Here is a 21,705-nt window from a genome sequence, read left to right on the forward strand (position 1 = left end):
TTCGCGGCGATCTTAGTCTGCAAAGTGATCCCATCCAACGGTGTCAGCAGCTTGCCCGGCGATCCGGACGCCGCTGCCTGGCGGCTCGACAACGGCTTGAACTGAGCCTATCGCAGTGAACCCCCGCGGCAGCTGAATTCCTGCTGGGAAGGTGGCAAGCAATCCATGGTCCTCTCCCCCGCCCAAGACCCAGGCCATCGCTTCGCGTCCCAGGAGTACTGCAGCCGGTTCCAGAGGCAGCGCATGGGTCTTCAAGGCCACGGGGTCGAAATCCAGGGCAACATTGCTGGCGGCAGCGAGCCTGCCCCCGTCCCGAAGCAGGCCGTCGGAGATGTCCATCATGGCGGTTGCACCTGCGCGGGCCGCCAAGGGTCCTGCTGCCAAAGGAGGCTGCGGACGGCATTGGCTCTCCACCAAGCCCCGCTGCTCTGTGTCCAGGCTGCCCATGGGAAACCCGCTTTCCAACAGTGCCCAACCAGCAGCGGCCCTGCCCAAGGTCCCTGCTACAGCCACGACGTCCCCGGGTTTGGCTCCCGACCGCAGCACAGGCGCCACACCGCCGAGGGTTCCGACGACGGCCACCGTCACCGCCAGCTCGCGGCCCCTTCCGAGATCTCCGCCGGCAACAGAACAATCAGGGGCGCCCAGGCCGATGATTGCGGCAGTGAGGCCATCGGCGAATGCCTCGACCCATTCGACGGGAGTGTCCGGCGGCATGGTCAGGCTGACGACAAGGGAGGTGGCGCTGCCGCCCATGGCATTGATGTCGCTCAGGTTTTGCGCCGCAGCCTTCCATCCGACGTCATATCCGGTGGTCCGGTATCCGTTGTTCCACTCCAACCTGAAGTCCTGGTCCTGGGTTTGAGTGTCTATGGAAATCAGGGCGCGGCCATCCGGTGCAGCGATCAGGGCAGCATCGTCTCCCGGACCCAGCAGGATGGCGGGGCTGAGGTTCAGGCGCGGAAAGATCCTGGCAAGGAGCTCGGATTCCGACAGGTCTTGGACGGTAATTTGTTCTGCGGGCACGGCTCTACGCTATCGCGATCCACTGACAGAATAGTGCCGTCCACTTGTCGCGAAGCACGCGCGTGAATGTGACCGGGGATACATGAATCTGCCGGGCAGCCAGCGCGGGATAGGCTGGATGGATGCACCAAAAGACCCTCCGCCGGACAGCCCTGGCCGTTTCCATGGCCGCTGTGTCCGTCCTCGCTTTGTCGGCTTGTTCCCCTGCCGTTGATGTCATGGCCGCCACCGACGCCGCCAATCCTGCCTGCGCCCCGATGATGGTTGCCCTCCCCGACCAGATCGGCGACGCCGCACTCCGCAAGACCAACAGCCAGGCCACGGCAGCATGGGGCGAGCCGTCGCAGGTCATCCTCCGGTGCGGAGTGAATGTTCCCGGGCCCACCACAGACCGCTGCGTGAGCGTCAATGACATCGATTGGGTCATCAAAGAAGGCGATCCCGTGTACACCCTGACCACGTTTGGCCGCGAACCGGCCACCGAGATCCTGATTGATCCGGTCAAGTTGGAAGCGGCGAACATCAGCTCCGCGACGGTGCTCACTGAACTCGCGGCCGCGGTGGGCAAGATCAAGGCAACCGGCAAGTGCGTGGGCCAGGAAGACCTGCAGAACCTGCCGGCCGGCAAGTAGTACCGGCCGGACACGGTCAGCAGGCCACTGGTCAGCGCAGGCCGGTCTTGCGGGTCAGCGCCAGATGAATCAGTTCGTCGATCAGCTCGCCGTAGGCCAGACCTGACGCCGCCCACATTTGCGGGTACATGCTCTTGGGTGTGAAACCCGGCATGGTGTTGATCTCATTGATGATCAGCTCACCGGCAGGGGTATAGAAAAAGTCCACGCGGCTGAGGCCTTCGGCTCCCACCGCATCAAAAGCCACAGCAGCCAGTTCACGCACACGGCTGATGGCTTCTTCCGGCATATCGGCCGGGCAGCTCAGTGCGGCCGCACCGTCTTCGACGTACTTGGCAGCGAAGTCATAGAACTGGTGCTCCCCCGCTGCCACCGCAATTTCACCGGGCATGGACGTTCGGGGCGCGTCGGTGCCCCGCCCCTGGAGGACGGCACATTCAATCTCGCGGCCCTCAATCCCGGCCTCGATCACCAGCTTAAGGTCATGGCGGCGGGCTTCTTCAATCGCGGCGTCCAGGCCCTCCAGGGAATCCACTTTCGAGATTCCCATGGACGAACCTGCGCGGGCAGGCTTAACGAACACGGGGAACCCGAGCTTGTCGACCCGCTTCCTGACAGCCTCGGCGTCGGTCAGCCATTGGCGGTCCGTCACTGCAATGTACGGTCCAACGCTCAGGCCGGCGGACTCGAACACCACCTTCATGAAGTGCTTGTCCATCCCCACTGCGGAGGCCAGAACTCCGGCGCCAACATAACGCGTGTCGGAGAGTTCCAGGAGGCCCTGGATGGTTCCGTCCTCACCCCACGGCCCATGAAGCAGCGGGAAGACCACGTCCACGGATCCGAGCTCCTGTGGCACGGCATTGGGCTGGGTCACGATCAACTGGTGCTCGCCGCCCACTTCGGCCAACGTCACGGTCTTTCCCGACGGCGCCACCTCAGGAAGCGCTGCGGAACTCAAGGACCACTGGCTGGTGTCGCCCGAGGCCAGGACCCACTGTCCTGATTTGGCGATGCCGATGGGAATGACCTCGTACTTGCTCTTATCGATGGCCCCCATCACGCCGGCGGCGGTGACGCAGCTGACGGCGTGTTCGCTGGAGCGTCCGCCAAAGAGAACCGCTACGCGGGGGCGGCCGGTTGCAGGGGTGGAGTGATCTGTCACCATCAGTAGTCGCCTTCGGACTTCAGTGCCCGGGCCAGCAAACGTGGCCCCAGGTCATCAACGGACATTCTGCCTTCCAGCACCGCTACCACGGCTGCCGTAATGGGCATTTCAACGTTCAACTTGCCGGCAAGCTCGTGCACGGCAGGGCCGGATTTGATGCCTTCGGCGGTCTGCGTCATCTGTTCTGCGACCTGTTCCAGGCTGAGCCCTTCTCCGAGCAAACGGCCGGCAGTGTGATTGCGCGACAACGCCGATGAACAGGTGGCCACAAGGTCGCCCAAGCCGGCCAGGCCGGCCATGGTGTGGGCTTCACCGCCGAGTGCCAGGGCAAGCCGGGAGGTCTCTGCGAGTCCCCGGGTGATCACCGAAGCTTTGGTGTTGTCGCCCATCTGCCTGCCTTCGCATATGCCCACGGCAAGGGCAATGACGTTCTTGACGATTCCGCCGATCTCAACACCAACAACGTCCGTACTGGTGTACGGCCGGAAGTACGGCGCGGTGCAGGACAACGCGATCGCGGCGGCGGTATCAGCGTCGCTGCAGGCAACCACGGATGCAGTTGGTTGCTCCCTGGCGATTTCCATCGCCAGGTTGGGACCGGAAACCACTGCTACACGGGACGCGGGAAGGCCCAGTTCCTGCGCAATGACCTCGCTCATCCGCGCGTCAGTCCCCAACTCCAGACCCTTCATCAGGGACACCACCACGGCATCGGGGGCCAGCAAGGGCTTCCACTCGCCCAGTTGCGGACGCAAGGATTGGGCCGGAACGGCGAGGATCACCAACGTGGCGTCCTTCAGCACCTCCGCTACGTCCGTGGACGCGGTGATGGTTGCGGGAAGCTCAATGTCTTTCAGGTACTGGGCATTGCGATGCAGCGAATTGATCTGCTCCACCACCTCGGGACGGCGGCCCCAGATCCGGATGCTGCGTTCAGCGCCGGCAGCCTCCGCGGCGTCGGCGAGGATTTTGGCAAACGTGGTGCCCCACGATCCGGCACCCAAAACCGCCACAATGTCCGGTACGTGGACGGGGCTCTGGAGAATGGTCACTTGCCGTCCTCCGGTTCCGGCGCCTCGGAGGGTCCGCGCTCAACGAAACGGCCGTGCTTTGACTGTTTGTGAACAGCCGGATCCCAGCGTTCAGCAGGAGCGGGCTCGTTGCGGAGTGTCGCCAGCAGCGCGGTGATGGCGTCCATGATGACCTCAGTTGCCTCGGTCAGCGTGGCGCGGTCCATCGGCCGGTCCGCGAAGGCACTGAGGTCCACCGGTTTCCCGACAAGCACCCGAACCGTTTTGCGCGGGAAAAGGTGGAACCGCTTGGCATACCGCGGGAAGACATCCTGCGCACCCCAGTGCGCCATAGGCACTACGGGCGCACCGGTCTGCAAGGCGAGCCGGGCAGCCCCTGTATGCCCTTTCATGGGCCAAAGGTCGGGATCGCGGGTCAGGGTGCCTTCGGGGTAGATAATGATGGCACCGCCGGCATCAACCACCTCCTTGGCGACCTGCAGCGAGCGGTTCGCACCCGCCGTCGATCGTTCAACGGGTATCTGTTTGGTGGCGTTCAGCAGGGCCCCAAGTACGGGCACCTTGAAGAGGCCCTTCTTCGCCAGGAAGTGCGGCGGACGCTTCTGGTTGTACACCATGTGCCCGATCACGATGGGGTCGATCTCGGTGCAGTGGTTTGGCGCCGCAATGAAACCGCCGGGCGGAAGGTTCTCAACACCTTCCCACTTTTTGGCCATCAGGAGGTTCATCAACGGGCGTGCGATGCCCGCCAGCAGCACGAACGTGGCACGGCTCTTGGCCGATTCCTTCAAGGGATCCCCCGCTACTTGGTGGTGGTGATATCGAAGTCGGCGCCCAGGCCGGCCAACTTCTCGGTAAAGCGCTCGTAACCGCGGTTGATGATGTCGATGCCTGTCACCCTGGAGGTACCAGTGGCTGCCAGCGCCGCGATGAGGTGGCTGAAGCCACCGCGAAGGTCCGGGATGTCGATGTCGGTACCCCGGAGCGGGGTTGGTCCTGAGATGACAGCGGAGTGAAGGAAGTTCCGCTGGCCGAACCGGCACGGGACACTGCCCAAGCACTCGCGATGCACCTGAATGTTCGCTCCCATCCGGGCCAACGCATCAGTAAACCCGAACCGGTTTTCGTAGACGGTCTCGTGGACGATCGACACGCCTTCTGCCTGTGTCAGGGCCACGACCAGGGGCTGCTGCCAGTCCGTCATGAAACCGGGGTGCACGTCCGTCTCCAGGACCAACGGGGAGAGCTTTCCGCCCTGGTGGTAGAAGCGGATGCCGTCGTCGCCGATGTCCATGCCGCCACCCACTTTGCGGTAGGTGTTCAGGAAGGTCATCATGTCCCGCTGCGACGCGCCTTCAACGAAGATGTCGCCCCTGGTCACCAACGCAGCGGACGCCCAGGACGCGGACTCGTTGCGGTCCGGGAGAGCACGGTGGTTGTACCCGCGGAGATCCTTGACTCCTTCAATCCTGATGGTGCGGTCAGTCTGGACGCTGATGATGGCGCCCATTTTCTGCAGGACAGCAATGAGGTCAATGATTTCGGGCTCAGTTGCGGCGCCGATGAGCTCAGTGATGCCCTCAGCTCGCGTTGCGCTCAGCAGCACCTGCTCCGTGGCACCTACCGATGGATACGGAAGGGAGATTTTGGCTCCATGGAGGCCATGCGGTGCGGAGATGTGGATTCCGCCCGGGCGCTTTTCCACGACTGCACCAAACTGGCGGAGCACGTTCAGGTGGTAATCGATGGGCCTGTCGCCAATTTTGCAGCCACCCAGGTCAGGGATGAAGGCCTCGCCAATGGCATGGATCAAGGGCCCGCACAGCAGGATGGGAATCCGGGAATCCCCGGCGTGGGCGTCAATGGCGGTACTGGACGCAGTCTTGGCATCCTTCGGGTCAAGGGTGAGGTCACCCGTTACCGGATCCTTCACCACTGTCACACCGTGCAACTGCAGCAGGCTGGTAACAACCTCTACATCCTTGATTTCCGGCACGTTCCTCAGCACCGATGGTTCGCTGCCCAGCAACGCCGCCACCATGGCCTTGGGCACCAGGTTCTTGGCACCGCGAACGGTCACTCGTCCTGTTAAGGGGACGCCACCGCGGATTGTCAGAACACTACTCATCTATACCGGTTTCCTCACGACTACTCGCCCCCCAAACTTACAAAGGCTCCAGCTAAGCATAGAAGCTCGCGTTACCGAACCGAAATGGACGCACCCGGCGCCGCGAGCTTCAGGCATCAGTTGAACGTTGACGAAAAAGGACCGGCGGGCACTCCCTCAGGGTGCCCGCCGGTCCATAATCTGCAGCTCTGCGGCCTCAGACGGCGGCGCTATCCAGCTTGAACCTTCGCAGGAAGCGTCTTGGGCTTGAAGGAAGGACGCGTGGCCTCGTAGGCGGTGATGTCTTCTTCATGCTGAAGTGTCAGGCCGATGTCATCGAGGCCCTCCAGGAGGCGCCAACGGGTGTAGTCGTCAATGTCGAACGGAGCCACGATGTTGCCGCACTCCACGGTCTTGCTGACAAGGTCAACCTTGACTTCGGTACCGGGAGCGTTCTCCAGCACTTTCCAGATGAGCTCAATGTCATCCTGCGCGACCTGCGCGGCGAGCAGACCCTGTTTACCGGAGTTTCCCCGGAAAATATCGGCAAAGCGGGAAGACAATACGGCTTTGAAACCGTAATCTTTCAGCGCCCAGACGGCGTGCTCGCGGGATGAACCCGTGCCGAAGTCCGGTCCGGCCACCAGGACCGAACCGGCGTTGAACGGGGCCTGGTTGAGGATAAAGGAATCATCCTTCCGCCAGGCGGCGAAGAGTGCGTCTTCGAAGCCTGTTCGCGTGATGCGCTTGAGGTAGACAGCAGGGATGATCTGGTCGGTGTCCACGTTGCTTTGGCGCAGCGGCACGCCGATGCCGGTGTGGGTAGTGAATGCTTCCATGGTGATCCTCCTAGACTGCGGTTCCGGTCAGGCTGCCGGCCGTGACGGACTCCAGGTCCGACGGCGAGCTCAGCGTGCCGCGCACAGCCGTGGCTGCGGCAACGACAGGTGAGACCAGGTGCGTGCGGCCCCCCTTGCCCTGGCGGCCTTCAAAGTTGCGGTTGGACGTTGACGCGCAGCGCTCCCCCGGCTCCAACTGGTCCGGGTTCATGCCCAGGCACATGGAGCAGCCGGCGAAACGCCATTCGGCACCGAATTCCTTGAAAACCTTGTCCAGGCCTTCAGCTTCGGCCTCCAGCCGGACCCGGGCCGATCCGGGGACAACCAGCATACGGACGTTGGGGTCCTTCTCACGGCCGCGGATGATGTCGGCGGCAACGCGGAGGTCCTCAATCCGGGAGTTGGTGCAGGATCCCAGGAAGACGGTATCCACACGGATGTCCTTCATGGGCGTGCCGGCTTCCAGGCCCATGTACTGGAGCGCCCGCTCGGCCGCGGCCTTCGCGTTCTCGTCACCGAAGTCCTCCGGGGAGGGCACCTTCGCCGAGAGGGAAACGCCCTGGCCGGGATTGGTACCCCAGGTCACGAACGGCTCCAGGGTGTCCGCGTCCAGGTCAACCTCAACATCAAAGGTGGCGTCGGCGTCGGTGTTGAGCGTATTCCAGTACTCGACGGCCGCATCCCAGTCGGCACCTTCCGGTGCGTGGGGGCGGCCCTGCATGTAGTCATAGGTGGTCTGGTCCGGAGCCACCATGCCCGCCCGGGCGCCTGCCTCGATGGACATGTTGCAGATGGTCATGCGGGCGTCCATGGACAGGGCCCGAATAGCCGAACCGCGGTATTCCAGGACATATCCCTGGCCGCCGCCTGTGCCGATCTTGGCAATGACCGCGAGGATGATGTCCTTGGCCGTCACGCCCGGACGCAAGGTGCCTTCGACGTTGATGGCCATGGTCTTGAACGGCTTCAGGGACAGCGTCTGCGTTGCCATGACGTGCTCAACCTCGGACGTACCAATACCCATGGCCAAGGCGCCGAAGGCCCCGTGGGTTGAAGTGTGGGAATCGCCGCAGACGACGGTCATGCCCGGCTGGGTCAGGCCCAGCTGCGGGCCGACCACGTGCACGATCCCCTGCTCCTTGTCACCCAGGGAGTGCAGGCGGACGCCGAATTCCTTGCAGTTGGCACGCAGGGTTTCAATCTGGGTGCGGCTGGTGAGGTCGGCAATTGGCTTGTCGATGTCCAGCGTGGGGGTGTTGTGGTCCTCCGTGGCAATGGTGAGGTCAACGCGGCGCAGCTGCCGGCCAGCCAAACGCAGGCCCTCAAAGGCTTGCGGTGAGGTCACTTCGTGAACCAGGTGAAGATCGATGAAGAGAAGATCGGGCTGGGCGTTGGCTCCTTCGCCTTCACCTTTGCGCACTACGTGCGCGTCCCAGACTTTCTCGGCCAGTGTCTTTCCCACGGCCTTACTCCCTTCACTGCGTTGGCTTGTTGCGTTGTTCTTGGTCCACTGAAGCAGCATCGCTGCGAAATAGGCCAGCGAAAGAACTTGCATCTCAGATATTGAGACGGCAATATCATTACATGGACAATTCTAGTGGAGTCGGTGTCATTGATAAAGCGGCCCAAGTACTTGATGCACTCGAAGCCGGGCCCACGACACTCGCGCAACTTGTAGCCGCTACGGGCCTTGCCCGGCCTACGGTTCACCGCCTCGCGCTGGCGCTGGTCCACCACCGGCTGGTGAGCCGCGACATCCAAGGACGCTTCGTCCTGGGAAGCAGGCTCGTGGAGTTGGCCTCGGCTGCAGGCGAAGACCGGCTGATCGCTTCCGCGGGACCGGTCCTGATCCAGTTACGCGACGCCACAGGTGAGAGTGCCCAGATTTTCCGCAGGCAGGGCGATTGGCGCGTCTGCGTCGCATCAGCCGAACGTCCCATCGGCCTGCGCGACACCATCCCGGTGGGCACGCAACTGTCCATGAAGGCCGGCTCCGCCGCCCAGGTCCTGCTGGCGTGGGAGGACCACGACCGCCTTCTTGAAGGGCTGCAAAACGCCCGCTTTACGCCCACCGTACTGGCAGGAGTACGACGTCGGGGCTGGGGTCAGAGCCTCGGGGAACGCGAGCCTGGGGTCGCCTCGGTCTCTGCCCCCGTTCGTGGACCGTCCGGCCGGGTTATTGCGGCTGTGTCGATTTCGGGTCCCATTGAGCGGCTTACCCGCCAGCCGGGCCGCCTGCACGCCGAAGTAGTCTGCAACGCCGCCCGGGTGCTGACGGAAGCCCTGCGAAAGAACAACGACTAGGTACGGTATGGACAACTACGCCGTCTTCCTCCGCGGTATCAATGTTGGTGGCATCAACATCAAGATGGCCGACCTCAAGGCTGCACTCAAGGACTACCCGTTCGGCAAGGTCAAAACCCTCCTGGCCAGTGGAAACGTGGTGCTGCAGAGCGAGCTCAAGGCCCAAGAGGTCAAGGCGCAGTTCGAGCAGTGCCTGCGGAAGACCTTCGGCTACGACGCCTGGGTGGTGGTCCTCACGGCAGCAAGGGTGGCCGAACTCGTGGAGGCTTGCCCCTACCCGGCAGATGACAAATCCACCCACAGCTACATCACTCTTGCCTCCGATACTGCGATGCTAGATGAACTCTTCGAAGCAGGTGCTGCCCTGGGCGGCGTCGAGCAGGCACGCCTGGGCCCCGAAGCGTCCGCGTGGCTGGCACCCGCCGGCGGCACCCTGGACAGCCCGTTCAGCAATCTCTCCGCCAAAGCCCGCTACAAAGCCGGCACCACCACCAGGAACCTGCGCACCCTCATCAAGGTCCGGGACGCCGCAGCGGCCCTCTAAGCTGCACTCCACTACTTGGAGCGCGCCGCCTTCAGTGCCGCATTGAACGCTTTCAAGCGCGTAATTTCCACCTCAACAGGCTCCACGACTCTCTGCTCGGCTACTGATGCCACAGCGGCCTTCAAGCGCTTCGCTGCCCCCGACGCCCTGACTCGCGCAGCCCAGCCTCCAAGAATCCTGCCTGTGATGGCAAGGACGATCCCCAGCCCCACTCCCCCAGCGACCATGAGGGTTGGCCACGGCCACCCTTCCGTTCGGGGAACCTCCGGCACCGGCATTTGGAAGTATCCGAGAACGGCCAACACCCCCAGCCACCCCAGGCCTCCCACGGCAAGGACGAATGCCAGCCATTGGAGCGTGTTGAACAACGACCACCACAGTGGCCGCTGCGCGGCCTTCAGGTCAGTGCCGGCGATGGCTTGATCCAAAGCGTCGGGCAACTGCTCCCGGCCGTCCCGAGCCACGGCGCGAATGGCTGCCCGCCACGGTCCCGGAGCGCCGGCGGATGCTTCGTCCGCAAAGTCCCGTACAGCAGCATCGGTCCGTGCGCGCTCCGGTGCACCGGCGGGCGGCAACGATGTCCGGCTGAGTTCGGGCCTGGTGTCCTCCCGCCGCAGGTTCAGCCTCCGCAAGGGGTCCGGACGGAAGCGCAACAGCCAGCGCGTCACAGGCCATCCAGTCCTTCGAGCCGATTCCCTCTTGAAGGACCGCTGGACGGCGTCCACCACCACCGGCACGTTGGCCGCCGTCGCCAGTTCTGATGCAAGCCGCGATTTGGCGCCTGCAGTAATGCCATGGGCTTCACCTTCGCCGGACGCGTGGGCGAGTTCGGCGCCGGCCTTGACGACGTCGGCCGCCAGCCTCCGCGTTGTTGCCTCGCGTTGGACCACGACGTTCCTGATGGCAGCACGGACGGCGGGGACGCCGTCGCCGGTTATTGCTGACGCACCCACTACGCGGACTGCCCCCAGTCCGTCACGCTCCAGGATGCCCTCCAGCGATTGCATCACCGCAGAAGCATCTGTTGCGTTGAGCTTGTCCATTTGGTTCAGAACCACCAGGGTGACGGCGCCATGGGAGGCCATGGGCCGAAGGAAGTCATTATGCACGGCGGCATCAGCGTACTTTTGCGGGTCCAGTACCCAGACGAGGACATCCACCATGCCCACCATGCGCTGGGCGACCTCCCGGTTTTCCACCCTGGTGGAGTCGAAGTCCGGCAGGTCAAGGAGCACCAGGCCTGTGTCTGCATCGGCCAGTCCCGGGACAGGGGGCAGCGGATGCCGTTCCTTGACGTCCAGCCAGTCGAGCAACGGGCCGCTGCCGTCCTCACCCCAAATTCCCGCCAACGGGGCTGAGGTGGTGGGGCGTCGCGCCGTCGCGGTGGCGAGCCCGCTGCCGGAAACGGCATTGAAAAGTGAAGACTTACCGCTGCCCGTCGCCCCAAAGAAACCCACCACGGTGTGCCCGGCCGACAATGAGCGCCTGGAGGTGGCACGCTCCAGGACGTCATAGACCGATTGCAGGTTTTCGTCCGGAAGCACGCCTTCAGCGAGTTCGCGGGCCGTGTTCAGCGCCTCGAGCCGGCGCTGCAGTTGGGATGCCTCGCGGACCTGGCCGTGGCGGCTCATACGGCCCCCGCCAGGCGGCGAAGGGTCTTGGCATGCCGGGCCAACTGGGTCCCTGAGCTTGGGTGCGCCGCTTCAAGGCGGTCGAGGAAACGCAGCCGTTCATCGTCCAACAGCCGTTGGCACTGCGTATGCAGGTCATCCCGCGCCTGCTGCGCCAGGCGACGCACGGCGTCCTCACCGAACACGGCTTCCAAAAGCTTCTGGCCGACTACTGCCGTGCCGCCGGCGATGCCGATCTCCAGCCCACTTAAGCCTGCGGTCATGGAAAACACCACCACCATGAGCGCTGCACCCAGGCCGTTGACGCCAAAGGACAGCCAGCGGGCCTGGGTCCGTTTCCCTTGCCCCTGGGTGCGGATCATCTCCATCAGGCCTTCCTGCCAGGTCCGGATGGCAGCGGCGGATTTCGCATCGAAGCCCTCGCTTGTCCCCGACAGATCATCGGCGCCAAGGAGGTGGCGGCCCGCAGAGTCAGCACGCCAGCGCCGGTCCACGTTTTCTGCTGCGGTGGCGGCCTCGTCCAGGATTACTGCCTGCAGCCCGGTCTCGATGGCGGTCTCCACCTTCACCGCGGGAGCCGGCTCCCCGCGGAAGAAAGCGCCCACCCGGTCCCGCATCCGCCCAATGTTTTGCTCCAATGCCCGGAAGAATTCTCCAGTGCCCACAAAGTCCTGCCACCGCGCCAGTACCTCTCCGCGGAGCAGTGCACCGTCCTTGGTGGCCTCAAGAATGCGGGAGAGGGCCAGCTCATACTCCTGAACGCAGGTGGTCTGGAGTTCGTGCGCAGCGGCATCCTGGGCTGAAGCCGCATCAGCGATGCCCTCCAATCGGACGCTGACGGCTTTGACAGCTCCATTAAGAGTTCGCCGTGCGACGTCCGCTCTTCCGGCCGCATTCGCTGCCAAGGCTCCCAGCCATTGACGCAGCGCTGACACCGATTCCGCCGGCAGCATTCCCAGCCCGTCCAAGGCACTTTCAGGAACGACGAAAAGCTCCGCCCCACTGAGCCCTTGCCGGTCCAGCATGGCTTTAAGGTCAGTCCTGACTTCTTCTTCCGCGGCCGGGGGCACGCGGTCCAGCACCACGGCTACGGTGATGTCACGAGACGCCGCGTCCAGGAGCAGCCGCCAGGGGACGGCGTCGGCGTAGCGGTTAGCCGTGGTGACAAACACCCAAAGGTCCGCGGCCGCGAGCAGCTGTCCAGCGAGCCTGCGATTGTCATCTGAGATCGAGTCGACGTCCGGCGCGTCCAGGAGCGCTATGCCCTGCGGCACAGCGTCATGCCCCACCAACACCAAGGATGTGATCGCGTGGGCGTCCGGCGCGGCACCTGTCTGGTTGGCGGGCATCGGATTTGTTGACACGGTGCCTCGGATGCGGTCCAAACTGGGAAGTATCCTGTGGCCTTCAAACCATCCGGCGTCGTTGGGGTGATGCAGGAGGATGGGTTGGCGAGTGGTGGGCCTGATGGCTCCGGCCCTGGTCACCGGATAGCCCACCAGCGCGTTGACCAGCGTTGACTTCCCCGCACCTGTGGAACCCCCAACGACGGCGAGCAGCGGCGCGTCCAGGCTGCGGTAGCGGGGGATGACGTAGTCGTCGAGTTGCGCAAGAGAATCGCGAATCCATTGACGGGCTTCCGGGGCCTCCGGCACGGCGAGGGGAAGGGTGGTGGCCGCAAGCTCCGCGCGGGCAGCTTCCAAGGCCTCGACGGCGGCGGCCGCACCTTGAGCTACGGGGGTTTGCCGGATAGCTGCCGGGTCTTCGTTTGCGGTCACAGCATCATCATGCCAGCCCGATCCATGTGCCGGGCGCTCGGCAGGCGCTATGGGCACAACGAAGGCAAAAAGAAATCCCCCGGAACCGTAGTTCCGGGGGATTCAGTGGTGACCCCAGCGGGATTCGAACCCGCGTTACCGCCGTGAGAGGGCGGCGTACTAGGCCGCTATACGATGGGGCCTTGCACTTTTTATCACCGTTTCCGGCGATCAAGCTGAATGAGTATTTCATACTTTCAGCTTCGCTCCAAATCGCTTCAGCGACCTGAAGGTTCCAAATTTCCGGCGTATTCACGCGGATTTTCAGAGCTGGGATACCAGGACTCGAACCTAGAATGACGGTACCAGAAACCGTAGTGTTGCCAATTACACCATATCCCAAAGTGACTTTCAGGCCGGAGTTCCGCGCTTCGGTTTCCCTCTGCTTTTCCCTCCGTGCCCCTCAGCACGAGTAATGACTCTACCGGAGTCTTGCCACCTGCACAAATCGGGAAGCCGTTACCTGCATCACATGATTCGCAAGGCCGGATGCGTGCCCTCAACGGTGCTTGGGGCTGTGGCCAGCAACTGCGTCAGGGAGTCCACTTGGCGTCCGGTGAACTCCTCCACTACTTCTCCGGTCCTGTTAAGCCACACGCCAATCAACCCGGCCGCCGTGGCGCCATCAGCGTCGAGCAGCCTGTTATCCCCGACATAGAGAGTCTCGCCCGCCGCCGTGCCCAGAAGGCGCACGCCCTCAAGGTAAATGGCAGGATCCGGTTTTGGCACGCCAACAGTATCTGTGCCAACCAAAACCTTGATCCTGGAAAGACCTGCACCGTCCAGCTTGGCGCGCTGGTAATCGTGCACGTTATTGCTCACGGCCCCATAGGGAATGCCGGCGGCGTCGAGCGCATCCAGCACGTCTCCGACGTCGCCGAAGGCCCTCACGTACGCCGTCTGGCGCTGGTGGTACTCAGAGACCCAGGCCTGGGACTCGTCGCCTTCACCAAGTTCCACACCGAAGTGACCCAACGCGGCCCTGCCGCGAAGTAGCCGCTGTTCATTGAACGTCAACTCGCCGGCCAGGTACCGGTCATAGAAATGCGTGGTCTCGTGCGTAAAAATGCGGCCGAACTTCACCCACCCGGCCTGGTCCAGGCCGGGCAGGAGATGTTCGCTGACGTCACGCAAGGCTGTGGTCATGGCGTACTCAAGGTCCACCAGGGTGTCATCGATGTCGAAGAGGACACCGCGGATAGTGCCGAAGGAGCTTGCGATTGCCATGACTGAAGCCGTCCTTAGCCGCGGAAAGCGCGAACGCGGGCCAGGGATGAATCCTTACCAAGGATCACCATGGATTCGAACAGCGGCGGAGAGATGCGGCGGCCGGAGATGGCCGTGCGCACAGGCCCGAAGGCGGCCCGGGGCTTGATGCCCAAGTCCTCCACAAGAGCCTGCTTCAGCGCCGTCTGGATGTTCTCAGCCGTCCACTCCTCGATGGGCTCCAGCGCTGCCAGGGCGGCGTCGAGGACCTCGTCCAGGTCGGCAGGGAGTCCCTTCCGGGCGTCATCTGCTACGTCAATGGCGTCGTCTGCCTTGAAGAGGAACGCCAGCATCTCAGGAGCCTCACCCAGGAGGGTAATGCGTTCCTGAACCAGCGGGGCGGCCTCGGCAAGAATCTCTTCCTGCCGCGGTGTGAGGATCTCCCCTACGAACCCGGCAGCGCGGAGGTAAGGGACCAAACGCTCTTTGAAGTCCTCCGGCGCCAGCAAACGGACATGCGTTCCGTTGATGGCCTCGGCCTTCTTGATATCGAAGCGGGCCGGGTTGCCCAGGACATCGTGGATGTCGAAGTTGGCCACGAGCTGTTCCACGGTGAAGATGTCCTCATCTGCGCTCAGCGACCAGCCCAGCAGGGAGAGGTAGTTCAGCAGGCCTTCGGGAATGAAGCCTCGCTCCCGGTGCAGGAACAAGCTGGACTCGGGATCACGCTTGGAGAGCTTCTTGTTGCCCTGGCCCATGACGTAGGGCAGATGCCCGAACTCCGGCATGTACTCGGCCACACCAATGGCGTAGAGCGCGCGGTACAGTGCAATCTGGCGCGGAGTGGAGCTCAGGAGGTCCTCGCCGCGAAGGACATGGGTGATTCCCATAAGCGCGTCATCCACCGGGTTCACCAGGGTGTACAACGGGGCGCCGTTGGCGCGGACCACTGCGAAGTCGGGCACGGAGCCGGCCTTGAAAGTGATCTCGCCGCGGACGAGGTCGTTGAAGGTCAGGTCCTCGTCCGGCATGCGGAGGCGCAGGACAGCCTCGCGGCCTTCTGCCTTGAACTGGGCCAGCTGTTCCTCTGTCAGGTGACGGTCAAATCCGTCATAGCCAAGCTTCGGGTCGCGGCCTGCGGCTTTGTGGCGGGCCTCGATTTCATCCGGAGTGGAGTAGGACTCATAGACGTGGCCGCCGGCCTTGAGCTTGCCTATGACGTCCTGGTAAATGTCGCCGCGCTGGGACTGGCGGTACGGTTCGTGCGGGCCGCCAACCTCTACGCCTTCATCCCAGTTGATCCCGAGCCACTTGAGGGCATCCAGCAACTGGTGATAGCTCTCCTCGCTGTCACGGGCAGAGTCCGTGTCCTCGATGCGGAAGATCAGCTTGCCGCCGGTGTGGCGCGCATACGCCCAGTTGAACAGGGCGGTGCGGATCAAGCCAACGTGCGGAGTTCCCGTAGGCGACGGGCAAAAGCGGACGCGGACCGGAGTCTCGGCGTTGACGGCAGGGATGGCGCTGGAGGCAGCGTTCGACGCAGAAGCAGTAGTCATAGTAGTTCCAACTTTACCGCTTGGCACCGCCCCGGTTTCCCGGCTGGAAGCGCTCGACGGCGGCACTGACCTTTCGCGCGAAAGGTCAGTGCCGCCGTCGGGCCTTGGCTTTTTGAGGTTTCGCTGGGAGCCTAGCGGCGAACCACTGGGTTGGACAGCCGGCCGATGCCTTCGATCTCCACCTCGAAACGGTCGCCCTCGCTGACCAAGCCGACGCCTGCCGGGGTACCGGTCATGATGACGTCGCCCGGGAGCAGGGTGAACGCGTGCGAAACGATCGAGACGAGTTCGCGGACGCCGCGGATCATCTGGTTGGTGCTGCCGTCCTGGCGGAGTTCACCGTTAAGGCGTCCTTGGATGGACAGGTCTTCGTGGTCGAGCTCGGTTTCGATCCAAGGGCCCAGCGGCGCGGAGGTGTCGAAACCCTTGGCGCGGGCCCACTGGAGGTCCGTCTTCTGGACGTCGCGGGCGGTGAGGTCGTTGCCGCAGGTGTAGCCAAAAATGACGTCGTCCGCCCGGTCCTCCGGGACGTCCTTGCAGATGCGGCCGATGACCACGCACAGCTCCGCTTCGAAGGAGACCTCCTCCGAGAACTCAGGAAGGATGATGGGATCGTTCGGGCCGATGACCGAGGTGTTGGGCTTCAGGAACAACAAGGGCTGCTGGGGAACTTCGTTGCCGAGTTCCGCTGCGTGCTCGGCAAAGTTCCGGCCGACGCCAATGACCTTGCTGCGGGGAATGATGGGCGCCAGGAGCCGCACGTCCTCGAGCTTGTGCTTCACATGGGTACGTTCGACGCCGTTGAAGAAGGGGTCGCCGTTAATGACAGTGATTTCCTCACTGCCGGGCTCACCTTCGACAACACCGTAAAGGGGATCAGAATCAACTACAAACCGGGCGATACGCATGGGCTCAAGCCTACCGTCCGGCCTTAGCTCCGGAGGTAATCCAGCTGCGCTGCCACGGAAGTCTCCGCCGCCCATCTGACGGAAGGGTCGACGTCGGGATACACGGCGTCGGTGACGGCGGGTATCGAAGCGTCCTGTCCGAGGCTTTTCAGCGCTGTCCTGATCTGGTCGAGGCGCTGTTCCCGGTGGTCGCGGTACTCCCGGCACTTCTCGTCCAGGGCCGGCAGCACGGGGCCGTGCGCGGGCAGGAGCGTTGCCGGGCCGAGGGCTTCCAACCGGTCCAGACTCGCAAGGTAGTCCCCCAGCCTGCCATCCGGGTAGTCCAAAACAGTGGTGCCGCGTCCCAGAATGGTGTCCCCTGTGAGGACTGAGCCGTGCGGGCCGTCATCGGGGAGATGGAAGCATACGGAATCGGAGGTGTGGCCCGGCGTCGCAACGACGCGGATTTCAACGCCGCCGGCCGTCAGGGCTTCGCCGTCCGAGAGTGGCTCGCCCCCGTGACAATGCTCAGGGGATGCTGCCCGGACCGGGGCCCCTGTCAGCTGATGGAAACGGGCCGAAGCCTCAGTGTGGTCCGCGTGGCGGTGGGTGATCAGCACCACATCTACCGCGCCCGCCGCCGCGAGTTCGGCCAGATGCCGTTCATCGGCCGGTCCCGGGTCCACCACAGCCACGTGGCCTGAGCCCGGCGCAGCAATGATGTACGAGTTAGTGCCGTCCAGACTCATGGGTCCGGGGTTTGGGGCCAACCGGAAGCGGGTAAGTGCACTGCTTCGCTGCAGGGAAGAGGTTCCATCGCTTGGAGTGTTGCCTGCAGCCGCCATTGATTCTGAAGTCACTCCCCCATCTTGACACCTCCGCCGACCCTCTCTCACATCCCCAGCCCTCCCCGCCGACCCTCTCTCACATCCCCAGCCCTCCCCGCCGATCCTCTCTCACATCCCACGCCCTTCCCGCCGACCCTCTCTCACATCCCCAGCCCTCCCCGCCGACCCCCTCTCTCACATCCCACGCCCTCCCCGCCGACCCTCTCTCACAGAGTCTCAAGAGTGGATCGATTCGAAGAGACAACACAGCAGCAGGCCTCAACCCGTGAGCGAGCGCCACCCCAAACCCTTGGAACCTGAGAGAGCGTCCGCCCCAAACCCTTGGAACCTGAGAGAGCGTCCGCCCCAAACCCGCGGAACCTGAGAGAGCGTCCGCCTCAAACCCTAGGAACCTGATAGAGCGTCCGCCCTAAACCCGAGGGACCTGAGAGAGCGTCCGGGGAGCAGAACGGCGGCCCTTCCGCTTGATAACCAAGGGAAGGGCCGCCGTCGGGCGTTGTGGGTTGTTACCTGCTAGACCAGGCGGGTCAGCCAGCCGTGGGTGTCCTCGACGGTTCCGGTCTGAATGCCCAGAAGCTGCTGGCGGATGGCCATGGTGGTGTCGCCGGCCTTTGCGTCTTCGGAGCCGATGAATTCCGTGGCGTCCTTGAGCACACCGATCGGTGTGATCACGGCTGCGGTGCCGCAGGCGAAGACCTCGGTGATTTCCCCGGAGGCCACGCCGTCGCGCCACTCATCGAGGGTGATCTTGCGTTCGGAGACCTCGCGGCCCATGTCCTTGGCCACCTGGATGACGGACATGCGCGTTACGCCCTCGAGGATCGTGCCGCTGAGGGCGGGAGTCACCAGTGAGCCGTCCTTCATGACGAAGAAGACGTTCATGCCACCGAGTTCTTCCACGGCGTCGTCGTTGAAGTGGTCCAGGAACAGTACCTGCTTGCAACCATTCGCTTCGGCTTCCTGCTGCGCAATCAGGGAGGCAGCGTAGTTGCCTCCGCACTTGGCCGCACCGGTTCCACCGCGGCCCGCACGGGCGTATTCGCGGGAGATCCAAATGGAGACAGGCTTGAGCTCGCCGCCAAAATAGTTGCCGGCAGGAGAAGCGATGACGCGGAAGGACACTTCACGGGCAGCACGAACACCCAGGAAGGCCTCCGTTGCGATCATGAACGGACGCAGGTAGAGGGCCTCGCCGTCGCCGGAGGGAACCCATTCCTTGTCAGCCTGGACGAGTTCACGGATGGCGCCCAGGAAGTACTCCTCGGGCAGTTCCGGCAGCGCGAGGCGGCGGGCCGACTTGTTCAGGCGCGCGGCGTTGGCTTCGGGACGGAACGTCCAGACGGAACCGTCGGCGTGGCGGTAGGCCTTCAGGCCCTCGAAAATCTCCTGGCCGTAGTGCAGCACTGCAGCTGAGGGATCCAGGGAAATCGGTCCGTAAGGTTCGATCCGGGCATTCTGCCAACCGCCATTGCCATCGGCGTCAACTTTGTAGTCGACGACGGCGGTGTGGTCGGTGAAGTAGTCGCCGAAGCCTGGGTTCGCCAGGACGGCTGCACGCTCCTCAGCAGACTTCGGTGTTTCCGAAAGCTGCTGGCTGAATTCGACGCCATGGGCAGTCTGAGTCATGTTTCCTCCACAGTCAGCTACCTGGCAGGGCGAACCGGGTCCCCAAAAAGGGTGTGGTTCAGCGATGGACCAGGGAAGCAGGTAAATAATTCAAGACAAGCTTACGCCTGAGTAATGAGCCTAAAGTGCGGCCGCAATGGCATCGCCGATGGCAGCTGTGCTGCGTGGCTCGCCGGTGCGGCTTTCGACGTCGGCGACGACTGCCGCTTCAATCTTTCGGGCCGCCGTGGTGTAGCCAAGGTGGTCCAGGAGGAGCACTGCGGAGAGGATGGCCGCGGTGGGATCGGCTTTTTGTTGTCCGGCGATATCCGGAGCGGAGCCGTGGACGGGCTCAAACATGGACGGCGCGGTGCGGTCCATGTTGATGTTGCCCGATGCCGCCAGGCCGATGCCGCCGGTCACGGCAGCAGCGAGGTCGGTGAGGATGTCGCCGAAGAGGTTGTCGGTGACGATGACATCGAAGCGGGAAGGTTCGGTCACCATGAAGATGGTGGCGGCGTCGATGTGCAAGTAATCGTGGGTGACGTCAGGGAATTCCTGGGCCACTGCTTCGACGGTGCGCTTCCACAAGTGCCCGGCAAAAACCAGGACGTTGTGCTTGTGGACGAGCGTGACGTGCTTGCGCGGACGATCGTTGGCACGACGGAACGCATCGCGGACAACGCGCTCTACGCCGTGGGCAGTGTTGAGGGAAACTTCGGTGGCTACCTCGTGGGGGGTACCGCCGCGCAGGGTTCCGCCGTTGCCAACGTAAGGGCCCTCGGTCCCTTCGCGCACCACAATGAAATCGATGGCGCCGGGGTTGGCCAAGGGGCTGCCGACCGTTCCGTACAGTCGCGAGGGCCGCAGGTTCACGTAGTGGTCCAGGCTGAAGCGGAGCTTGAGGAGCATTTCGCGCTCGATGATGCCTGACGGAATCCGGGTATCACCCGGTGCAGCGCCGACTGCTCCAAAGAGAATGGCGTCGCGGGTGCGCAGGTCCGACAGGACCCCATCCGGGAGTGTCTCGCCGGTCTCAAGCCAGTGCTGGGCACCGAGCTTGTAATTGGTCAGCTCAAGAGCAACGCCTTCTGCGGCTACAGCCTTTTCGAGGACCTTGACAGCTTCGGCGATGACCTCGGGGCCAATGCCGTCGCCTGGGATGACAGCGAGATTGATGGACGTTGCACTCATGGTTCTATCTAGCCAAGCAATCCACATGCTGGTCAAAATCGTCTCACTCTGCGAACACCCATTCCCGCTCCAGATCAGACCACAGCATGATGCCAGCTCCGGGGACAAACGCATAGAGTCTAAGCGTGGATAGAAGGCACGCAGTTTATGAATGGTTCAGGATCAACCGCTTCATCGTCGACCTGACGGCAACGTGCCTGCTGATCCTCCTCTTCGGGCCGGTCTACCTACTGGCCGACCGGCCATGGCTGTCCCTCTTGTCCTGCAGCCTCCTGATTCCCCTCGCCTGGCGCCGCACCCGCCCGGCCGCGGCGGCCGGCGTCGTCATCCTCGTTTGCCTCATCCAGTGGGCGGTGGGCGCCGAACCAGTGGCCGGCCAAATCGCCGTTCCCTTGGTCATCTACGCTACTGCCGCCTACGGACCCGCGTGGGCCAGCCGGACTGTCCTTATTGCCGGCCTGGTGGGGGGCATCATGCTCACCACCAGGCTGTATTCGACCACTGTCGAATCAGGAATCATGGGACTGACAATTGGCGCCCTGTACACGGTCCTGATCTGGATGCTGGTGCTGGTGAGCTGGACCCTGGGCGATCTGACAAGGGTGCGCAGGCTCCAGCTGCAGGCGCTGGAGGACCGGACCCGGCGGCTTGAAGTCGAACAGCTGCAGGAGCGAAAGCTGGCCGCTGCCGATGAACGCTCCCACATTGCCCGGGAAATGCACGACATTGTGGCGCATTCACTGTCGGTCATCATCACACAGGCCGATGGCGCCCGGTACGCAGCCGCAGCGAAACCGGAACTCGCCACCGAAGCCCTCGCCACGATCGCAGCCACGGGCCGGGACTCGTTGGGTGAGATGAGGAGGCTGCTGGGGGTCCTTCGCTCCGACGACGACTCCCCTACCCGCCCGCAGCCCAGGCTTTCGGACCTTGATGAACTCCTCCTGGGTTTCCGCGCCGCCACACTGCAAGTGGCCTTCGAACAAATCGGCATCCCCCGCCGGGCGCTGCCTGCGGGCGCCGAACTCACGGCGTACCGCATCATCCAGGAGGCCCTCACCAACGTCATGAAACACGCCGGGCCAAAAGCGACGGCGGGCGTCACCCTCACGTGGCAGGCCCGGGGCCTGCAGCTGGACATCGTCGACGACGGCCGGGGAGCCGCTGCCGATCCACCGGCGGCCGGTGGCGGCAACGGATTGCTGGGAATGGGCGAGCGCGTCTCGCTCTACGATGGTTCCTTGACCGCAGGCCCTGAACAGGGCGGCGGTTTCCGCGTGTCCGCTTTCATCCCGTATTCGGAGGCCTAA

General features: G+C 63.6%; 19 protein-coding genes and 2 tRNA genes. 4 read left to right on the forward strand and 17 right to left on the reverse strand.

What is annotated here, in order from left to right:
* Positions 1 to 12 precede the first annotated feature (12 nt).
* Complete coding sequence (locus ABIE35_RS10625) at positions 13 to 1,026, reverse strand: thiamine-phosphate kinase (protein WP_354514763.1); 1,014 nt, start codon at positions 1,024 to 1,026, stop codon at positions 13 to 15.
* 122 nt (positions 1,027 to 1,148) lie between these two features.
* On the opposite strand from ABIE35_RS10625, the gene ABIE35_RS10630 reads away from it, so the two are divergent.
* Positions 1,149 to 1,658, forward strand: a complete 510-nt coding sequence (locus ABIE35_RS10630) for a DUF3515 domain-containing protein (RefSeq protein ID WP_354514764.1) — start codon at positions 1,149 to 1,151, stop codon at positions 1,656 to 1,658.
* A 31-nt stretch (positions 1,659 to 1,689) separates the two neighbouring features.
* On the opposite strand, the gene ABIE35_RS10635 is transcribed toward ABIE35_RS10630, so the two are convergent.
* From ABIE35_RS10635 to leuC, 6 genes are all read right to left on the reverse strand, one after another.
* A complete protein-coding gene (locus ABIE35_RS10635; protein WP_354514766.1) occupies positions 1,690 to 2,826 on the reverse strand; it encodes a D-alanine--D-alanine ligase family protein in 1,137 nt (378 codons plus the stop codon).
* Positions 2,826 to 3,878, reverse strand: a complete 1,053-nt coding sequence (locus ABIE35_RS10640; protein WP_354514768.1) for an NAD(P)H-dependent glycerol-3-phosphate dehydrogenase — start codon at positions 3,876 to 3,878, stop codon at positions 2,826 to 2,828. The genes ABIE35_RS10635 and ABIE35_RS10640 overlap by 1 nt, the downstream gene beginning before the upstream one ends.
* Positions 3,875 to 4,648, reverse strand: a complete 774-nt coding sequence (locus ABIE35_RS10645) for a lysophospholipid acyltransferase family protein (protein ID WP_354514769.1) — start codon at positions 4,646 to 4,648, stop codon at positions 3,875 to 3,877. Before ABIE35_RS10645 ends, ABIE35_RS10640 begins: the two co-directional genes overlap by 4 nt.
* 11 nt (positions 4,649 to 4,659) lie before the next feature.
* Positions 4,660 to 5,985 carry a UDP-N-acetylglucosamine 1-carboxyvinyltransferase gene (gene murA, locus ABIE35_RS10650; RefSeq protein WP_089595453.1) on the reverse strand — a complete coding sequence of 442 codons (1,326 nt, stop codon included), beginning with the start codon at positions 5,983 to 5,985 and terminating at the stop codon, positions 4,660 to 4,662.
* A 209-nt stretch (positions 5,986 to 6,194) separates the two neighbouring features.
* Positions 6,195 to 6,803 (reverse strand): 3-isopropylmalate dehydratase small subunit, encoded by a 609-nt coding sequence (leuD, locus tag ABIE35_RS10655; RefSeq protein ID WP_089595454.1) that lies wholly within the window; start codon positions 6,801 to 6,803, stop codon positions 6,195 to 6,197.
* 10 nt (positions 6,804 to 6,813) lie between these two features.
* The gene (gene leuC, locus ABIE35_RS10660) at positions 6,814 to 8,265 is read right to left on the reverse strand and encodes a 3-isopropylmalate dehydratase large subunit (RefSeq protein WP_354515212.1); all 1,452 of its coding nucleotides are present in this window, start codon (positions 8,263 to 8,265) and stop codon (positions 6,814 to 6,816) included.
* A 122-nt stretch (positions 8,266 to 8,387) separates the two neighbouring features.
* Between leuC and ABIE35_RS10665 the strand changes: the two genes are divergently transcribed.
* Both ABIE35_RS10665 and ABIE35_RS10670 read left to right on the forward strand, forming a co-directional pair.
* Positions 8,388 to 9,107, forward strand: coding sequence for an IclR family transcriptional regulator (locus ABIE35_RS10665; protein WP_014922101.1), 720 nt, complete (start codon positions 8,388 to 8,390; stop codon positions 9,105 to 9,107).
* A gap of 7 nt (positions 9,108 to 9,114) precedes the next feature.
* The gene (locus ABIE35_RS10670) at positions 9,115 to 9,651 is read left to right on the forward strand and encodes a DUF1697 domain-containing protein (RefSeq protein WP_354514772.1); all 537 of its coding nucleotides are present in this window, start codon (positions 9,115 to 9,117) and stop codon (positions 9,649 to 9,651) included.
* Positions 9,652 to 9,662: 11 nt separating this feature from the next.
* Here the strand turns inward: ABIE35_RS10670 and ABIE35_RS10675 are convergent, their stop codons facing one another.
* The 10 genes from ABIE35_RS10675 to ABIE35_RS10720 form a co-directional block, all read right to left on the reverse strand.
* Positions 9,663 to 11,282, reverse strand: a complete 1,620-nt coding sequence (locus tag ABIE35_RS10675; protein ID WP_354514774.1) for a GTPase — start codon at positions 11,280 to 11,282, stop codon at positions 9,663 to 9,665.
* Positions 11,279 to 13,060: a dynamin family protein gene (locus ABIE35_RS10680; RefSeq protein WP_354514776.1), complete on the reverse strand. Its 1,782-nt coding sequence runs from the start codon at positions 13,058 to 13,060 to the stop codon at positions 11,279 to 11,281. Before ABIE35_RS10680 ends, ABIE35_RS10675 begins: the two co-directional genes overlap by 4 nt.
* 106 nt (positions 13,061 to 13,166) lie before the next feature.
* Positions 13,167 to 13,242 (reverse strand) — tRNA-Glu (locus tag ABIE35_RS10685).
* 127 nt (positions 13,243 to 13,369) lie between these two features.
* Positions 13,370 to 13,441, reverse strand: a tRNA-Gln gene (locus tag ABIE35_RS10690).
* Positions 13,442 to 13,567: 126 nt separating this feature from the next.
* Positions 13,568 to 14,326 carry an HAD family hydrolase gene (locus ABIE35_RS10695; protein WP_354514778.1) on the reverse strand — a complete coding sequence of 253 codons (759 nt, stop codon included), beginning with the start codon at positions 14,324 to 14,326 and terminating at the stop codon, positions 13,568 to 13,570.
* Between the two features lie 14 nt (positions 14,327 to 14,340).
* Positions 14,341 to 15,861 carry a glutamate--tRNA ligase gene (gene gltX / locus ABIE35_RS10700; protein ID WP_354514780.1) on the reverse strand — a complete coding sequence of 507 codons (1,521 nt, stop codon included), beginning with the start codon at positions 15,859 to 15,861 and terminating at the stop codon, positions 14,341 to 14,343.
* Positions 15,862 to 15,992: 131 nt separating this feature from the next.
* Positions 15,993 to 16,769 (reverse strand): fumarylacetoacetate hydrolase family protein, encoded by a 777-nt coding sequence (locus ABIE35_RS10705; protein WP_011775161.1) that lies wholly within the window; start codon positions 16,767 to 16,769, stop codon positions 15,993 to 15,995.
* A gap of 23 nt (positions 16,770 to 16,792) precedes the next feature.
* Entirely contained in the window at positions 16,793 to 17,593 is an 801-nt protein-coding gene (locus ABIE35_RS10710; protein WP_354515213.1) for an MBL fold metallo-hydrolase, read from the reverse strand.
* A 516-nt stretch (positions 17,594 to 18,109) separates the two neighbouring features.
* Positions 18,110 to 19,222: a branched-chain amino acid aminotransferase gene (locus tag ABIE35_RS10715; protein ID WP_354514782.1), complete on the reverse strand. Its 1,113-nt coding sequence runs from the start codon at positions 19,220 to 19,222 to the stop codon at positions 18,110 to 18,112.
* Positions 19,223 to 19,342: 120 nt separating this feature from the next.
* Positions 19,343 to 20,395 carry a 3-isopropylmalate dehydrogenase gene (locus tag ABIE35_RS10720; protein WP_354514783.1) on the reverse strand — a complete coding sequence of 351 codons (1,053 nt, stop codon included), beginning with the start codon at positions 20,393 to 20,395 and terminating at the stop codon, positions 19,343 to 19,345.
* 125 nt (positions 20,396 to 20,520) lie between these two features.
* Between ABIE35_RS10720 and ABIE35_RS10725 the strand changes: the two genes are divergently transcribed.
* Complete coding sequence (locus tag ABIE35_RS10725; RefSeq protein WP_354514785.1) at positions 20,521 to 21,705, forward strand: sensor histidine kinase; 1,185 nt, start codon at positions 20,521 to 20,523, stop codon at positions 21,703 to 21,705.

It is taken from the genome of Paenarthrobacter sp. 4246, from assembly GCF_040546855.1.
In the GTDB taxonomy this organism is placed as follows: domain Bacteria; phylum Actinomycetota; class Actinomycetes; order Actinomycetales; family Micrococcaceae; genus Arthrobacter.

Excerpts from the sequence above, each read along its gene's own strand:
- ABIE35_RS10630 (WP_354514764.1), top strand. The coding sequence starts at position 1,149 with ATGCACCAAAAGACCCTCCGCCGGACAGCCCTGGCCGTTTCCATGGCC.
- ABIE35_RS10635 (WP_354514766.1), bottom strand. The coding sequence starts at position 2,826 with ATGGTGACAGATCACTCCACCCCTGCAACCGGCCGCCCCCGCGTAGCG.
- murA (WP_089595453.1), bottom strand. The coding sequence starts at position 5,985 with ATGAGTAGTGTTCTGACAATCCGCGGTGGCGTCCCCTTAACAGGACGA.
- leuD (WP_089595454.1), bottom strand. The coding sequence starts at position 6,803 with ATGGAAGCATTCACTACCCACACCGGCATCGGCGTGCCGCTGCGCCAA.
- ABIE35_RS10665 (WP_014922101.1), top strand. The coding sequence starts at position 8,388 with ATGGACAATTCTAGTGGAGTCGGTGTCATTGATAAAGCGGCCCAAGTA.
- ABIE35_RS10670 (WP_354514772.1), top strand. The coding sequence starts at position 9,115 with ATGGACAACTACGCCGTCTTCCTCCGCGGTATCAATGTTGGTGGCATC.
- ABIE35_RS10675 (WP_354514774.1), bottom strand. The coding sequence starts at position 11,282 with ATGAGCCGCCACGGCCAGGTCCGCGAGGCATCCCAACTGCAGCGCCGG.
- ABIE35_RS10695 (WP_354514778.1), bottom strand. The coding sequence starts at position 14,326 with ATGGCAATCGCAAGCTCCTTCGGCACTATCCGCGGTGTCCTCTTCGAC.
- gltX (WP_354514780.1), bottom strand. The coding sequence starts at position 15,861 with ATGACTACTGCTTCTGCGTCGAACGCTGCCTCCAGCGCCATCCCTGCC.
- ABIE35_RS10705 (WP_011775161.1), bottom strand. The coding sequence starts at position 16,769 with ATGCGTATCGCCCGGTTTGTAGTTGATTCTGATCCCCTTTACGGTGTT.
- ABIE35_RS10710 (WP_354515213.1), bottom strand. The coding sequence starts at position 17,593 with ATGGCGGCTGCAGGCAACACTCCAAGCGATGGAACCTCTTCCCTGCAG.
- ABIE35_RS10715 (WP_354514782.1), bottom strand. The coding sequence starts at position 19,222 with ATGACTCAGACTGCCCATGGCGTCGAATTCAGCCAGCAGCTTTCGGAA.
- ABIE35_RS10720 (WP_354514783.1), bottom strand. The coding sequence starts at position 20,395 with ATGAGTGCAACGTCCATCAATCTCGCTGTCATCCCAGGCGACGGCATT.